A 15266-nucleotide genomic window follows, 5' to 3' on the forward strand; every position below is an offset into this window, starting at 1 on the left:
CTTTACAAAGGAGCAATCGATGTCCGAAGTGACCCTGCTGCGGATCGGCATCCTGATCGCCGGCTTGATCCTGATCGGCGCGATCGTGTTTTTCGGTCGCCCGCGCAAGCCCGGGCAGGGCAAGCGGCTGCCGCGCGAGAGCGGCGCCGACGCGCACAAGGGCGACAGCGGTCGTCGCGAACCCACCCTGGGCGAACTGATCGAAGGCGACGCCGGGGCCGCCGCGGCCGGCGAAAGCACCCGCCAGGCCGAACTGGAACTGTTCGAGCGCACCCTCGAGGGCGGCGCCGCCAGCAGCGAGCTCGGCCGCCGCGCCACCGAGGAATTCGACAAGATCGTCACCCTCTACCTAGCCGCGCGCGCCGGCGCCAAGCTGCACGGCCCCGACATCGTGGTCGCGGCCGAAAAGGCCGGCCTGGTCTACGGCCACATGGGCGTGTTCCACCGCCTGGTCGAAGGCCACCCCGAGCGCGGCCCGGTGTTCAGCGTCGCCAATATCATGAAGCCCGGCAGCTTCGACATGGCCCAGATCCAGACCCTGGAAACCCCGGCGATCGCGTTCTTCCTGACCCTGCCGGCGCCGGTGCCCGCGCTCGACGCCTGGGAAACCATGCTGCCGACCGCGCAACGCATGGCCGAACTGCTGGACGGCGTGGTCCTGGACGAACAGCGCAACGCGCTCGGCCGCCAGCGCATCGCCCACCTGCGCGACGAGCTGCGCGCCTACGACCGCCAGCGCGAAGCGCCGCCGCTGACGCGGCCCACGCGCTGGTAAGGGACGCCGCGCGCTAGCTCGGAAGGGCGACGTCGCGGCTCAAAAGCAAATCCCCCTCAATCCCCCTCTTCAAAGGGGGAAGACAATCGACTTCGCAAGGCCGGCGGCATCGCTGCGACAAGGCCGGCAATATCAGCTGCGACGAAGAGCGCGGCCGCCGTCGCCCGTTGCCCGTTGCTGTTCCCCCCTTTGGAAAAGGGGGGCAGGGGGGATTCGCTCCACCCCACGCAAACTCACCTACCCAGCATCCCCAGATTCGCTCAAACCGGTCAAAATGCACCGATAGCGCTGCAACCGCAGCGCCCTGGATCGCCCGCGATGACCGACTCCGCCAAAGCCGCGCAACGCGCCGCCGCCCTGCGCCAGCAGCTCGAAGACGCCAACTACCGCTATCACGTGCTCGACGACCCCAGCATTCCGGACGCCGAGTACGACCGCCTGCTGCGCGAGCTGGACCAGCTCGAAGCCGCGCACCCCGAACTGCTCAGCCCGGATTCGCCGACCCAGCGCGTCGGCAACGCGCCGTCCTCGGCCTTCGCCGAGGTCCGCCACGCGATCCCGATGCTGTCGCTGGGCAACGCCTTCAGCGACGAGGAAGTGGCCGATTTCGAACGCCGCATCGAAGAGCGCCTGGAGCGCAGCTCGCCCAGTTTCTCGGTCGAGCCCAAGCTCGACGGCCTGGCGATCAGCCTGCGCTACGAGCACGGCCGCTTCGTCCAGGGCGCGACCCGCGGCGACGGCGCCACCGGCGAGGACGTCACCGCCAACCTGCGCACCGTCAAGGCGATCCCGCTGCAACTGCGCGGCAAGGGCTGGCCGGAGGTATTGGAAGTGCGCGGCGAGGTCTACATGCCGCTGGCCGCGTTCAAGGCCTACAACGAGCGCGCGCTCAAGGACGGCGGCAAGGTCCTGGCCAATCCGCGCAACGGCGCGGCCGGTTCGCTGCGCCAGCTCGATCCGCGCGTCACCGCGCAGCGTCCGCTGGCGTTCTACGCCTACGCGGTCGGCGTCGTCGAAGGCTATGAACTGCCGGCCACCCATTCGGCCACGCTCAAGCAACTGCGCGAGTGGGGCTTCCCGGTCAGCGCCGAAAGCGACGTGGTCGCCGGCACCCAGGGCCTGCTCGGCTACTACCGCCGCATCGGCGAAAAGCGCGACAGCCTGCCGTTCGACATCGACGGCGTGGTCTACAAGCTCGACGACTACGCCGGGCAGCGCGAGATGGGTTTCGTCTCGCGCGCGCCGCGCTGGGCGATCGCGCACAAGTTTCCGGCGCAGGAGCAGGCGACCACGGTCGAATCGATCGAGATCAACGTCGGCCGCACCGGCGCGGTGACGCCGTGGGCGCTGATGGCGCCGGTGCAGGTGGGCGGCGTGGTCGTGACCCGCGCCACCCTGCACAACGCCGATCAGGTCGCGCGCCTGGACGTGCGCAACGGCGACACCGTGATCGTCCGCCGCGCCGGCGACGTGATCCCCGAGGTGGTGCGGGTGGTGATCGAACAGCGCCCGCCCGGCACCCGGCCCTGGGCCATGCCCGAGACCTGCCCGCAGTGCGGTTCGGAGCTGGTGCGCGAGGAAGGCGAGGTGGTCTGGCGCTGCTCCGGCGAGCTGATCTGTCCGGCCCAGCGCAAGGAGGCGATCATCCATTTCGCCTCGCGCCGGGCCATGGACATCGAGGGCCTGGGCGAGCGCTATGTCGAGGTGCTGTCGGACCTGGGATACGTGCAGTCGGTGGCCGACCTGTATCGGCTCGGCCTGGACGACTTGCTGGAGATGAAGCGCCGCGCCGACGAGCGCGACGGCACCACGCCCGAAACGGTCAAGGCCGGCAAGGTCGCGACCAAGTGGGCCGACAACCTGATCGAAGCCATCGACCGCAGCCGCGCGACCACGCTGGAACGCTTCCTGTTCGCGCTCGGCATCCAGCACGTCGGCGAGAGCACGGCCAAGGCCCTGTCGGTGTGGTTCGGCGACCTCGAGTTGATCCGGCGCCTGCCGTGGCCGCTGTTCAAGCGCGTGCCAGACATCGGCGGCGAAGTCGCGCGTTCGCTCGGCCATTTCCTGGATCAGCCCGGCAACCAGCAGGCGATCGACGACCTGCTCGCGCGCGGCGTGACCATCACCGACACCCATGAGCCTTCGCCCAAGCTCGGCCCGGATCTGAATCTGGCGACCCTGCTGGTCGATATGGAAATCCCCAAGGTCACCCGCATCCGCGCCGAACAGCTGGCCGCCGCGTTCGCCGACGCGGCCAAGCTGGCGGCCGCGCCCGAGCACGCCTACGTCACCGCCGGTCTGCCCGCCGACAGCGCGCAGGCGTTCGCCCTGTGGCGCGACGACGCCGACAACGCGGCCCTGCTGCAACGCGTGGGCGCGGCACTGGCGCAATTGCAGGCGCGCCTGCCCGATGCGGCCGCGGCGGCCGCGGCCGCCGGCCCGCTGGACGGCCAGACCGCGGTGCTCACCGGCAGCCTCAGCGCCTTGTCGCGCGACCAGGCCAAGGACCACCTGGAAGCGCTGGGCGCCAAGGTCGCCGGCAGCGTGTCCAAGAAGACCAGCTTCGTGGTCGCCGGCGAGGCCGCCGGTTCCAAGCTCGACAAGGCCCAGGAGCTGGGCGTGCCGATCTGGGACGAGGCGCAGCTGCTCGCTTTCCTGGCCGAACACGGCCGCTGGCCGACGTGAGCGGCGCCTACGAACGCGACTGGCGGCCGTCGGCGAGCTTCGAGGCGCTGCGCCTGCGCGCCGCGCTCAATGCGCGCATCCGCGCGTTCTTCGCCGAGCGCGGCGTGACCGAAGTCGAGACCCCGGTATTGTCGGTGGCCGGCAATACCGATCCCAACATCGCCTCGTTCTCGCTGCAGTTCGGCGGCCGCACCGACGGTGCGCCGCGCACGCGCTGGCTGCGCACCTCGCCGGAGTACCCGCTCAAGCGCCTGCTCGCGGCCGGTTTCGGCGATTGCTACGAGCTCGGCCGCGTGTTCCGCGACGGCGAGGCCGGCGGCCGTCACAACCCCGAATTCAGCATGCTCGAGTGGTACCGGCTCGGTTACGACCATCACGACCTGATCGCCGAGGCGGCCGAACTGATCCAGGCCGCGCTGGCCCTGGTCGGGCGCGAGGCGGGGCTGGAGCGCGTGGCCTATCGCGAGCTGTACCGCCAGCGCCTGGGCCTGGATCCGCTCACCGCCGGCGAGGCCGAACTGCGCGCGGCCCTGGGCGATGTGCGGATCGATCCCGAAGGCCTGCTTCGCGACGACTGGCTGGACCTGTTGATGACGCATCGCCTGCAGCCGGGCTTCGCCTCCGACCGCCTGCTCGCGATCTACGACTATCCGGCCTCACAGTGCGCGCTCGCGCGCGTGCGCGCCGGCGAACCGCCGCTGGCCGAACGTTTCGAGCTCTATCTGGGGCCGCTGGAACTGGCCAACGGCTATCACGAACTCGCCGACCCCGACGAACAGGGCGCGCGCTTCGGGCGCGACCTGGCGCTGCGCGCGCAACGCGGCGCGCCGGCGCCGCCGCGCGACGAGGCCCTGCTGGCCGGACTGGCCGCGGGCCTGCCGGACTGCGCCGGCGTCGCGCTGGGCGTGGATCGATTGCTGATGGCGATGCTGAACGTTCCCCGCATCGCCGACACCCTGGCCTTCGATTTCGCGCGCGCATGACAAGCCTGAACGCAAAGCGCCGGCGCGCGCAGTTGCAGGATCTTTTGATTGACCATTCAGGAGCGCGGGGTAGAGTGATCGCGTATCGCACGGGGGAGGTCGCAATGCGCACACGTTATGCCGCGGCACTGTCGCTGGCGCTGGTCCTGGCGGCCTGCGCGGGCAGCGCCATGGCCCAGGCCGGCGGCGAGCGGCTGTACGGCGACCGCGTATTGCGTTGCGAATCCGACGGCGAAACCCCGCGCCAGTGCCCGGCCGATACCAGCGGCGGCGTGCGCCTGGCGCGGCGCCTGTCCGACAGCGACTGCGTCGAGGGCAAGAGCTGGGGCGTCAACCGCAGCGGCGTCTGGGTCGCGCGCGGCTGCAGCGCCGACTTCGTGCTCGGCCAGGGCGGCAGCGGCCGCGACAGCCGCAGCGGCGACCGCGTGCTGCGCTGCGAATCCAAGGGCGGGCGCTGGAACCACTGCCGCGCCGACAGCGCCAACGGCATCCAGTTGGTGCGCCAATTGTCCAAGCGTCCCTGCATCCGCGATCAGAACTGGGGCGTCGATGCCCAAGGCCTGTGGGTCTCCGGCGGCTGTCGCGGCGAATTCCAGCTGCTGTCCGGCGGCGCGCCCGAGCCGGTCGCCAGCGCGCCGCGCGGCAAGCTGGTGCTGTGCGAGTCGATCAAGAGCCAGGCCCAGCGCTGCGCGGTCCAGACCGGCGCCGGCGTGCGCATGCACAAGCAGCTCTCGCGCTCGCAATGCGTGGAAGGGCGCAGCTGGGGCTTCGACGGCAACGGCATCTGGGTCGAGGACGGCTGCCGCGCCGAGTTCGAAGTCGATACGCCGCGCGGCGGCTGAGACATCGCGGCGGCGCCGTGGTCGCCTGCCATCGCCCGGGGCGACCGTCGAGCCTCTCGCACGGCATACTTGCGCCCAGCGCGCCCTGGTCCGGCCGCGGCCCCCGGGTATCGTTAAGCGGCAGATAAACGCATCCCGATCGGGTCCGGCGCAGCGCCGAAATCTTGAACTTGCGTTAAGCGGACGTGGATAGAGTTGCAGCCAACTGACAAAGGAGTGACGGACATGTTCGTACGCATCGTTTCCTGTTTCGCCCTGGCGCTGGGTTTCAGCGCGACCGCACAGGCGGCGCCGCAATACGATTCCGGTTACTACGGCGGCGGCCAGCAGACCATCCGCTGCGAGTCCGACGACGGCCGCAACCGCCAGTGCTACGCCGACACCCGCGGCGGCGTGCGCCTGGTCCGTCAGCTCTCCAAGTCGCAGTGCATCCAGGGCAGCACCTGGGGCTACAACCGCGACACCATCTGGGTCAGCAACGGTTGCCGCGCCGAGTTCGAGCTGGGCCGCGGCGACGGCGGCTGGAACGGCGGTGGCGGTTGGAATGGCGGCGGCAACAACGGCGACACCGTGCGCTGCGAATCCGACGACGGCCGTTACCGCACCTGCGCCATCGGCGGCAATCGCGCGCGCCTGGTCCGCCAGCTCTCCAAGTCGCCCTGCGTGGAAGGCCAGAGCTGGGGCTCGCAGCGCGGCAGCGTGTGGGTCAGCAATGGCTGCCGCGGCGAGTTCAGCAGCGGTCGCGGCGGTGGCGGTTGGAACGGCGGCGGCTGGAACGGCGGCAACAACCAGTGGCGCACCGTGGTCTGCGAATCCAACGACGGCCGCCAGGGCCGCATGCGCCGCTGCAACACCAGCATCCGCGACGGCGCGCGCCTGATCCGGCAGATGTCCAAGGGCGCCTGCATCGAAGGCCAGACCTGGGGCTGGGATCCGAACGGCATCTGGGTGCAGATGGGCTGCCGCGGCGAGTTCAGCGTGCGCTGATCGCGTCCGCCGGACGGCCGACCGAGACGGGCTCCGCGGCGACGCGGGGCCCGTTTTCGTTATGGCGCTTACGCGCCGGCCGCCGGGCTGTCGCGAGCCCGAAACCAGGCGCCGGCGCCGCTGCGATAAACTTGGGCCATGAACGATATCGATTTCGACCGCTACGACCGCATCCGCCCGATCCGTTGGACCGGCGACGCCCTGGAGCTGCTGGATCAGCGCCGCCTGCCGTTCCATGTCGAGTATGTGCGTTGCCAGGACAGCGACGCGGTCGCGGCCGCGATCCACGCCCTGACCGTGCGCGGCGCGCCCGCGATCGGCATCGCCGCGGCCTGGGGCACGGTCCTGGCCGCGCGCGATGTCCAGGCCGACGACGGCGCCGCCGCCTTGGCCGCGCTGGAGCCGGCGATGCAGCGCCTCAACGCCGCGCGCCCGACCGCGGTCAATCTGGCCTGGGCGCTGGCGCGCATGCGCCGCAGTCTGAGCGGTGCGGGCGCCGATTGGCGCGAACTGCTGGCGCGCGAGGCCCAGGCGATCGCCGACGAGGACCTGGCCGCCAACCGCCGCATGGGCGCGCTGGGCGCGGCCCTGATCGTGCCCGGCAGCGGCGTGCTCACCCATTGCAACACCGGCTCGCTGGCCACCGCCGGCTTCGGCACCGCGCTGGGCGTGATTCGCGCAGGCGTCGCCCAGGGCCGCATCGATCAGGTCTATGCCGGCGAGACCCGGCCCTGGCTGCAGGGCGCGCGCCTGACCGTGTGGGAACTCCAGCAGGACGGCATCGCGCCGACTCTGATCGCCGACGCCGCCGCCTCGCATCTGATGAAGAGCGGCCGCGTGCAGTGGGTGATCGTGGGCGCCGATCGCATCTGCGCCAACGGCGACACCGCCAACAAGATCGGCACCTATCAGCTGGCGATCGCCGCGCGCCATCACGGGGTCAAGTTCATGGTCGCCGCGCCGTCCTCGACGGTCGACATGGCCACCGCCTCGGGCGAGGCGATCGAGATCGAGGAGCGCGACCCGGCCGAGTTGTTCGCGGTCGGCGGGGTGCGCACCGCGGCCGAACTGGTGGGGGCCTGGAACCCGGTTTTCGACGTCACCCCGCACGATCTGATCGACGCCATCGTCACCGAGCGCGGCGTGATCGAGCGCCCCGACGCGCAGGCGATGCGGGCCGCGTTCGGGGCCTGATCGCGGCGCCTCGCGCGCGGCCTCGCCAAAGCCTGGAAAAGCACTCGCAAGTGCTTGTTTCTGCGTGGGAATCGGGCTGCCGTCCGACCCCGTTTCGTGCTATCATTTCCTGTCCTTTTGATGCCGCCCCGAGCGAGCCGCAAAACAGGCCCGCACGGGCAGGTTTTCGGCGCCGTCCAGGGCGCCTAGCAAAACCGCTCAGCACGGAACCCTGATGGCCGAACTCGCCAAGGAAATCATCCAGATCAATCTCGAAGACGAGATGCGCCGCAGCTATCTCGATTACGCCATGAGCGTGATCGTGGGGCGCGCGCTCCCCGACGTCCGCGATGGTCTCAAGCCGGTGCACCGTCGCGTCCTGTACGCGATGAGCGAACTCGGCGCGCACAGCAACAAGCCCCACTTCAAGTCGGCGCGTATCGTCGGCGACGTGATCGGTAAGTACCACCCGCACGGCGATCAGTCGGTTTACGACACGCTGGTGCGCATGGCCCAGCCGTTCTCGCTGCGCTACCTGCTGGTCGACGGCCAGGGCAACTTCGGTTCGGTCGACGGCGACTCCGCCGCCGCGATGCGTTACACCGAATCGCGCATGGCCAAGCTCACCCACGAGCTGATGGCGGACATCGACAAGGAAACCGTCGACTTCCAGCCCAACTACGACGAAAAGGAACTCGAACCCACGGTCATGCCGACCCGGGTGCCGAACCTGCTCGTCAACGGCTCGGCCGGTATCGCCGTGGGCATGGCGACCAACATCCCGCCGCACAACCTGTCGGAAGTGATCAACGCGACCATCGCCCTGATCAACGAGCCGGAGTTGGACGTCGACGGGCTGATGGAATACATCCCCGGCCCGGACTTCCCGACCGCGGGCATCATCAACGGCACCGCCGGCATCATCGCCGCCTACCGCACCGGCCGCGGCCGCGTGCGCATGCGCGCGCGCGCCGAGATCGAGGTCAACGAGGACACCGGCCGCGAGGCGATCGCGGTCACCGAGATCCCGTACCAGGTCAACAAGGCGCGGCTGATCGAAAAGATCGCCGAGCTGGTCAAGGAGAAGAAGCTCGAGGGCATCAGCGAGCTGCGCGACGAGTCCGACAAGGACGGCATGCGCATCTTCATCGAGGTCAAGCGCGGCGAATCCGCCGAAGTGGTGCTCAACAACCTCTATCAGCAGACCCAGATGGAGTCGGTGTTCGGCATCAACATGGTGGCGCTGGTCGACGGCCGCCCGCAGTTGCTGAACCTCAAGCAGATCATCGAGGCCTTCATCCGTCACCGCCGCGAAGTGGTGACCCGCCGCACCATCTTCGATCTGCGCAAGGCGCGCCAGCGCGCGCACATCCTGGAAGGCCTGACGGTCGCGCTGGCCAACATCGACGAGATGATCGAGCTGATCAAGACCTCGGCGAATCCGAACGAGGCGCGCGAGCGCATGCTGGCCAAGACCTGGGAACCGGGCCTGGTCGGCGCGCTGCTGGCCGCCGCCGGCGCCGAGGCCTCGCGTCCGGACGATCTGCCCGCGGGCTGCGGTTTCGCCGACGGCCGCTATCAGCTCACCGAGGCCCAGGCCAGCCAGATCCTGGAAATGCGCCTGCACCGCCTGACCGGGCTGGAGCAGGAGAAGCTCACCGACGAATACAAGCTGCTGCTGGAGACCATCCGCGGCCTGATCGAGATCCTCGAGAATCCCGACGTGCTGCTGGAAGTGATCCGCACCGAGCTGCTCAACCTGAAGGAAGAGTTCGGCGATGCGCGCCGCAGCGAAATCCGCGCCAGCGAAGAGGATCTGGACATCCTCGACCTGATCGCGCCGGAAGACGTGGTGGTCACCCTGTCGCATTCGGGCTACGCCAAGCGCCAGCCGGTCAGCGCTTACCGCGCCCAGAAGCGCGGCGGCAAGGGCCGCAACGCGGCCGCGACCAAGGACGAGGACTTCATCGACAAGCTGTGGCTGGTCAACACCCACGACACCTTGTTGACCTTCACCAGTTCCGGCCGCGTGTTCTGGCTGCCGGTGCACCAGTTGCCGGAGGCCGGCCCGAACGCGCGCGGCCGCCCGATCATCAACTGGCTGGCGCTGGAAGCCGGCGAGCAGGTCCAGGCCGTGCTGCCGGTGCGCGAATACGACGACCAGCACTTCGTGTTCTTCGCCACCCGCAAGGGCATGGTCAAGAAGACCCCGCTGACCGAGTTCGCCTACCGCCTGGCGCGCGGCAAGATCGCGATCAACCTCGACGAAGGCGATGCCCTGGTCGACGTGGCCCTGACCGACGGCCAGCGCGAGGTCATGCTGTTCGCGAGCAACGGCAAGGCCGTGCGCTTCGCCGAGAGCGGCCGCGAGGACGAGGCCGAGACCGGCGACGAGTCGGCCGAGGCCGAGGGCGCCGAAGACGGCGTCGAGGCCGAAGCGGCGGGCGAGGGCGAAGGCGCCGACAAGTCCAAGCGCGGCAAGGGCGGCGTGCGTTCCACCGGCCGCAACAGCCGCGGCGTGCGCGGCATCAAGCTGGCCGCGGGCGAGGCGGTGGTCAGCATGATCGTGATCGACGGCGACGGCGACATCCTGACCGCCAGCCAGCGCGGTTACGGCAAGCGCACCCCGGTCGACGAGTACCCGTGCAAGGGTCGCGGCACCCAGGGCGTGATCGCGCTCAAGACCACCGACCGCAACGGTGCGCTGGTCGGCGCGATCCAGCTCAGCGATCACCACGAAGTGCTGATGATCTCCGACGGCGGCACCCTGGTGCGCACGCGCGCGGCGGAAATCTCCCAGGTCGGCCGCAACACCCAGGGCGTGACCCTGATGCGCCTGGCCGAGGACGAGACCCTGCAGACCATCGAGCGTGTCGACGCCTCCCTGGAGGACGAGGCGGAGGACGCCGGCGACAGCGGCCAAACCTCGCTGCCGGCCGCGGACGCAGGAGAGACCACGGGCGACGTGCCCAGCCCGCAAAGCTGATTCGCATTCGTCCAGCCGTCTCGGAAACGCCGCCTTCGGGCGGCGTTTCCGTTTCCGGCGCTCGCGACGGTGTTCTTCCGGAGCTGATGCCGGGCAGGTCGCGGCGTCGATCTGCGTGGCGCCTGGAGCCCCGCAAGTTCGCGCACGATCAGCATGGCCCGGCGCTTGCCCATCCGGTCGAGCGCATGCGCCCGTGCATGCTAGGGTCCGGCCTGGACGTCTCGCCGACGCTCTGCGCCCGCAGCGACGCCGATCGCGGTTGCGCTGTGGCCCGCGTGGCGGCGATTGGCCGGCGCGGCGATGCGCGCGGGGCGGCGATGACGGATGTCACTACCCAGGATCGCGAAGCTGGCCTAGATTCGCCCGGCGCGATCGGCGCGCCGTGGGGCGTCGCAGCAATCGTCAACAGCGAAGGAGAGGACATGAGCAAGCTGATCGTCGATGTCAGTCTTTCGCTGGACGGCTGCATGGCCGGCCCTGAGGTCGGCGTCGACCGGCCGATGGGCGAGGGCGGCGAGCGCTTGCATCAATGGATGTTCGATGAGCCCGACGAAGGCGATGCCGCCCTCGCGCGGGAATCGAGCGCGGCGGTCGGCGCGGTGGTGCTGGGGCGGCGCACTTTCGACGTCGGCATCGGTCCCTGGGGCGACACGCCGTTTCCGGCGCCGAGTTTCGTCGTCACCCATCGGCCGCGCGCGCCGATGGCGATGGCGAGCGGGCGTTTCGAATTCGTCGGCGACGTCGCTGGGGCGCTCGAACGCGCGCGCGCCGCGGCCGACGGCGGCTGCGTGATGGCGATGGGCGGCGAGGTTTCGCGGCAGTTGTTGCGCGCCGGGCAGGTCGACGAACTCTGGCTGCACCTGGTTCCGGTAGTGCTGGGCCGGGGGCTGCGCCTGTTCGACGGCGCCGACACCCTGCTGGAGCTTTGTCCTTATGCGGTGCAGGCCTCGCCGCGCGTCACCCATCTCAAGTACCGCCTGCGTCGCGGCGAAGCGGGCGGCGATTGAAGCCCCTGCGCCTGCGCCCAGTCGTACGCACCGCGACCCACCCGAAGGAACCTCGATGAGCCTGTCCGAAAAGATTCCCCTCGAAACGGCCGGCGCGGTCGCCGCGCACCCGCCGCGCAACCGCTGGATCGCGCTGGCGGTGCTGTGCATGGGCGCCTTGATGATCGTGCTCGACAGCACCATCGTCAACGTGGCGCTGCCCTCGATCCGTACCGATCTGCGTTTTTCCGAAGCCTCGCTGGCCTGGGTGGTCAACGCCTATCTGCTGACGTTCGGCGGCTTCCTGCTGTTGGGCGGGCGCCTGGGCGATCTGTTCGGGCAGCGGCGTTTGTTCCTGATCGGCATCGCGGTCTTCACTTTGGCCTCGCTGGCCTGCGGCATGGCCGGCTCGCAGGCCTTCCTGATCGCCGCGCGCGGCTTGCAGGGCCTGGGCGGCGCGGTGGTCACCTCGGTGGCGCTGTCGTTGATCATGAACCTGTTCACCGAGCCCGGCGACCGTGCCAAGGCGATGGGCGTCTACAGCTTCGTCTGCGCCGGCGGCGGCAGCGTCGGCGTGCTGCTCGGCGGCGTGCTCACCGATACGCTGCACTGGCACTGGATCTTCCTGGTCAACGTGCCGATCGGGATCGCGGTGATCGCGGCGACGCTGCGCCTGCTGCCGCGATCCAGGCCCGCCAGCGGCGACCAGCCCCTGGACTTGGCGGGCGCCATCGCCGTGACTTCTTCGTTGCTGCTGGCGGTGTACGCGATCGTCAACGGCAACGAGGCCGGTTGGCTGAGCGTGCGTACCCTGGGCATGCTGATCGGGGCGGCGCTGCTGATGGCCGCGTTCCTTGCGATCGAGGCGCGCGTGCGCGCTCCGCTGATGCCGCTGGGGCTGTTCAAGCTGCGCAACGTCGCCACCGCCAACGCGGTCGGCGTGCTGTGGGCGGCGGCGATGTTCGCCTGGTTCTTCCTGTCGGCCTTGTACATGCAGCAGGTATTGGGCTACACGCCGATGCAGGTCGGCTTGGCGTTCCTGCCCTCGAACCTGATCATGGCCGCGTTCTCGCTGGGCCTGTCGGCCAAGATCGTGATGCGCTACGGCCTGCGCCTGCCGCTCGCGTTCGGCCTGGGACTGGCCGCGATCGGCCTGGCCTTGTTCGCGCGCGCGCCGGTCGACGGGCGCTTCGTCGGCGACGTGCTGCCCGGCATGCTGTTGCTCGGCCTGGGCGCGGGCGTGGCCTTCAATCCGGTCCTGCTGGCGGCGATGAGCGATGTCGCGCCGGAAGAATCCGGCCTCGCCTCGGGCATGGTCAACACCTCCTTCATGATGGGCGGCGCCCTGGGCCTGGCGATCCTGGCCAGCTTGGCGGTGTGGCGCAGCGGCGAATGGCTGGCCGGCGGCGCCAGTCAGGCGGTCGCGCTCAATGCCGGCTACCAGGCCGCGTTCGTGGTGGCGGCCTGTTTCGCGGCCTTGGCCGCGCTGCTGGGCGGCTTGCTGCTGCGCACGCCGAAGCAGGCCTCGGCCGACAGCGCCGTAGCGCACTAGCCGGGTCGTCGCGACGCGGCTGCGCAGCGAGAAAAAACCCCGGCCGAAGCCGGGGTTTTTCGTTTGCGTTCGCTGTGGCCGGGCCGTCACCTGGCCCGGATCGGGCGATCAGAACGTGATGCTCCACGAGTCGATGCGGCCGGTGTCCAGCGCCGCATTGTCGTTGACGCGCAGCTTCCAGGTACCGTTCAGCGCTTCGCTGGTCAGGTTCTTGGTGAAGGTGCCGGTCACGTTGTCGGCGCTGCCGCCGCTGCGGTTGTGGATGTTGTACAAGGTGCCGTCCGGCGCGACCAGATCGACCTTCAGATCACCCTTGTAGGTGTGGATGATGTTGACGGTGATCGAGGCGTTGCTGGGGCCGTTGCCGGTGCGGCCGGAAACCGGGATCGGGCTTTCGACCGTGCTGTTGTCGGCGATCGGATAGTCGGTGCCGTTGCTGTAGGTCTGGGTGCCGCCGGTGCCGCCGACCGTGACCGAGGAGGTCTTGGTGTTGGTGGCGCCGTCGTCGTCGGTGACCGTCAGCGTGACCGTGTAGGTGCCGGCCGTGGCGTAGGTCTTGCTCGGATTGGTCGCGGTGGACGTGGTGCCGTCGCCGAAGTTCCAGCTGCGCGAGGCGATCGTGCCGTCGCTGTCGGTGGAGGTGTCGGTGAAGGCCACGCTCAGGCCGCTGACCGCGGCGCTGAAGTTAGCCACCGGGGCCGCGTTGCCGCCGCCCGGGCAGTCGACGCCCACCAGCGCGAAGGCCGCACTTACGTCGGCGACGTTGTAGCCCAGATCGGTGGCCGCGGTCTCGACGCCGCAGGAGCCCTGGATGAAGTTGGTGCTCGCGGTCCAGTACAACTGGTTGGCGCGGGCGAAGGCCTTGAACGCCTTCTGCGTATCCCAGCCGGAGGTGGTCGCCAGCTTCCAGAAGGCCTTGTTGTACACGCCGGACGAGTAATGCACGTCCATGCCGCTGGTGTAGTTCGAGGCATGGCCGATCGAGCTGCCGTCCTGAGGCGGATTGGCCATGTAGCGCAGGGCGCCGCTGGCCTTGAAGATCTGCGCGCCGACCAGGAAGTCGTTCGTGCCGTTCATGTAGTACTCGGCGGCTTCGCCGGCCATGTCGGAGAACGCTTCGTTGATGCCGCCGGACTGGCCGGAGTAGGTCAGGTTCGAGTTCTGCTCGGTGAAGCCGTGCGAGACCTCGTGCGCGGACACGTCCAGGCTGACCAGCGGGTAGAAGGTCGAGCCGCCGTCGCCGAAGGTCATCGCCGAGCCGTCCCAGAACGCGTTCTGGTAGCTGTTGCTGTAGTGCACGCGCATGGTCAGCTGGAAGCTCAGCGGCGGCACGCCCACGTAGGCGCCGTACATGTCGTAGACGACCTTGCCGAAGTAGTGCGCATCGTTGAGCGGCGAGTAGGCGCCGTTGATGGTCTTCACGGTGTTGCGCGGGCAGGTGTAGGAGAACGCCGTGCTGCCGCTGGTGCCGTGATTGAGGTTGACCGTCTTCACGTTAGCGTTGTTCATGGTGCAGGTGGTGCCGCTCTGCGCCACGTCGAGATAACCGAAGTTGGTGCCGTACTCGTACTGGCCCGTCTTCTGGTTGCCGCCGGGGCCGGTGCCGTTGGCATGCGCCAGCGCGTCCCACTGCTTGAGCACGCGGCCGCTGCCGGCGTCGACGATCACGAACGGACGCGTCGGCGAACCGCCCTGGGCGGTGTCGGCGAAGTAGGACACGACATAGGCCAGATGGGCGCGGCCGCCGTCGTCGACGTAGATGACCTGCTCGGTCTTCTCGCCGCGCGTGGCCAGCAGGCCCTGGCGGTTGCCCAAGCCGGCGCGCTTGCCGATGCTCAGCGCCTGCGACTTGGCCAGCTTGGGCGTGACGCTGGGCAGGTCGGCGTCGAGGCCGCCGATCATCTGGCCGAACAAGGTGCGCACGTTACCGTTGGCGTCTTCGCTGACCACGACCTGCTCGCCGAAGATCGGCACGCCGCGATAGCTCTGCTGATAGCGGTAGTGGCGGGCGCCGTCGCGGTCGGCCTTGATCGCGACGGCCTTGAGCGTGGACTGCGTGTCCAGCGCGAGCAGTTCGGCGTGGCGCGCGCCGGCATCGGCGCTGGCGCCGACGCTGGCCGTGGCCGCGCGGTACTGCTGGTTGAGCTGGTTGACGTTGCGCTGGTGCAGATCGACGCGTTGCGCCGCATCGGCCGCGCCCGCGGCCAGGACCAGGGCGGCCGCGGCCGCGAGTGCGTGCAGTTTCGGTACGGAATGACGATTCACTGGTGGTACCCCCGAAGCTAGTGTTGTTGGTC

General features: G+C 69.4%; 10 protein-coding genes. 9 read left to right on the forward strand and 1 reads right to left on the reverse strand.

What is annotated here, in order from left to right:
* Nucleotides 1-19 precede the first annotated feature (19 nt).
* The 9 genes from zipA to V1318_RS00930 all read left to right on the forward strand — a co-directional run bounded on the left by zipA (nucleotide 20) and on the right by V1318_RS00930 (nucleotide 12969).
* Entirely contained in the window at nucleotides 20-775 is a 756-nt protein-coding gene (zipA, locus tag V1318_RS00890; RefSeq protein ID WP_332936897.1) for a cell division protein ZipA, read from the forward strand.
* Between the two features lie 318 nt (nucleotides 776-1093).
* Nucleotides 1094-3460 (forward strand): NAD-dependent DNA ligase LigA, encoded by a 2367-nt coding sequence (gene ligA, locus V1318_RS00895; protein ID WP_332936898.1) that lies wholly within the window; start codon nucleotides 1094-1096, stop codon nucleotides 3458-3460.
* The gene (gene epmA / locus V1318_RS00900; RefSeq protein WP_332936900.1) at nucleotides 3457-4443 is read left to right on the forward strand and encodes an EF-P lysine aminoacylase EpmA; all 987 of its coding nucleotides are present in this window, start codon (nucleotides 3457-3459) and stop codon (nucleotides 4441-4443) included. Before ligA ends, epmA begins: the two co-directional genes overlap by 4 nt.
* 104 nt (nucleotides 4444-4547) lie before the next feature.
* Nucleotides 4548-5285 (forward strand): DUF3011 domain-containing protein, encoded by a 738-nt coding sequence (locus V1318_RS00905; protein ID WP_332936902.1) that lies wholly within the window; start codon nucleotides 4548-4550, stop codon nucleotides 5283-5285.
* A 225-nt stretch (nucleotides 5286-5510) separates the two neighbouring features.
* Nucleotides 5511-6272: a DUF3011 domain-containing protein gene (locus V1318_RS00910; protein ID WP_332936904.1), complete on the forward strand. Its 762-nt coding sequence runs from the start codon at nucleotides 5511-5513 to the stop codon at nucleotides 6270-6272.
* A gap of 138 nt (nucleotides 6273-6410) precedes the next feature.
* Nucleotides 6411-7466 (forward strand): S-methyl-5-thioribose-1-phosphate isomerase, encoded by a 1056-nt coding sequence (mtnA, locus tag V1318_RS00915; protein WP_332936906.1) that lies wholly within the window; start codon nucleotides 6411-6413, stop codon nucleotides 7464-7466.
* A 214-nt stretch (nucleotides 7467-7680) separates the two neighbouring features.
* A complete protein-coding gene (gene gyrA, locus V1318_RS00920) occupies nucleotides 7681-10431 on the forward strand; it encodes a DNA gyrase subunit A (RefSeq protein ID WP_332936907.1) in 2751 nt (916 codons plus the stop codon).
* An 86-nt stretch (nucleotides 10432-10517) separates the two neighbouring features.
* On the forward strand, nucleotides 10518-11438 hold the full coding sequence (locus V1318_RS00925) for a dihydrofolate reductase family protein (protein ID WP_332936908.1): 921 nt from the start codon (nucleotides 10518-10520) through the stop codon (nucleotides 11436-11438).
* Nucleotides 11439-11493: 55 nt separating this feature from the next.
* Nucleotides 11494-12969, forward strand: a complete 1476-nt coding sequence (locus V1318_RS00930) for a DHA2 family efflux MFS transporter permease subunit (protein WP_332936909.1) — start codon at nucleotides 11494-11496, stop codon at nucleotides 12967-12969.
* Nucleotides 12970-13077: 108 nt separating this feature from the next.
* On the opposite strand, the gene V1318_RS00935 is transcribed toward V1318_RS00930, so the two are convergent.
* On the reverse strand, nucleotides 13078-15234 hold the full coding sequence (locus V1318_RS00935) for a M4 family metallopeptidase (RefSeq protein ID WP_332936911.1): 2157 nt from the start codon (nucleotides 15232-15234) through the stop codon (nucleotides 13078-13080).
* Nucleotides 15235-15266 lie beyond the last annotated feature (32 nt).

Source organism: Lysobacter sp. CCNWLW3, from assembly GCF_036697405.1.
Taxonomy (GTDB): Bacteria; Pseudomonadota; Gammaproteobacteria; order Xanthomonadales; family Xanthomonadaceae; genus Lysobacter.

Bases quoted from the DNA above. Each gene is read 5' to 3' on its own strand.
- zipA (WP_332936897.1), top strand. From the start codon at position 20: ATGTCCGAAGTGACCCTGCTGCGGATCGGCATCCTGATCGCCGGCTTG.
- ligA (WP_332936898.1), top strand. From the start codon at position 1,094: ATGACCGACTCCGCCAAAGCCGCGCAACGCGCCGCCGCCCTGCGCCAG.
- V1318_RS00905 (WP_332936902.1), top strand. From the start codon at position 4,548: ATGCGCACACGTTATGCCGCGGCACTGTCGCTGGCGCTGGTCCTGGCG.
- V1318_RS00910 (WP_332936904.1), top strand. From the start codon at position 5,511: ATGTTCGTACGCATCGTTTCCTGTTTCGCCCTGGCGCTGGGTTTCAGC.
- mtnA (WP_332936906.1), top strand. From the start codon at position 6,411: ATGAACGATATCGATTTCGACCGCTACGACCGCATCCGCCCGATCCGT.
- gyrA (WP_332936907.1), top strand. From the start codon at position 7,681: ATGGCCGAACTCGCCAAGGAAATCATCCAGATCAATCTCGAAGACGAG.
- V1318_RS00925 (WP_332936908.1), top strand. From the start codon at position 10,518: ATGCCGGGCAGGTCGCGGCGTCGATCTGCGTGGCGCCTGGAGCCCCGC.
- V1318_RS00930 (WP_332936909.1), top strand. From the start codon at position 11,494: ATGAGCCTGTCCGAAAAGATTCCCCTCGAAACGGCCGGCGCGGTCGCC.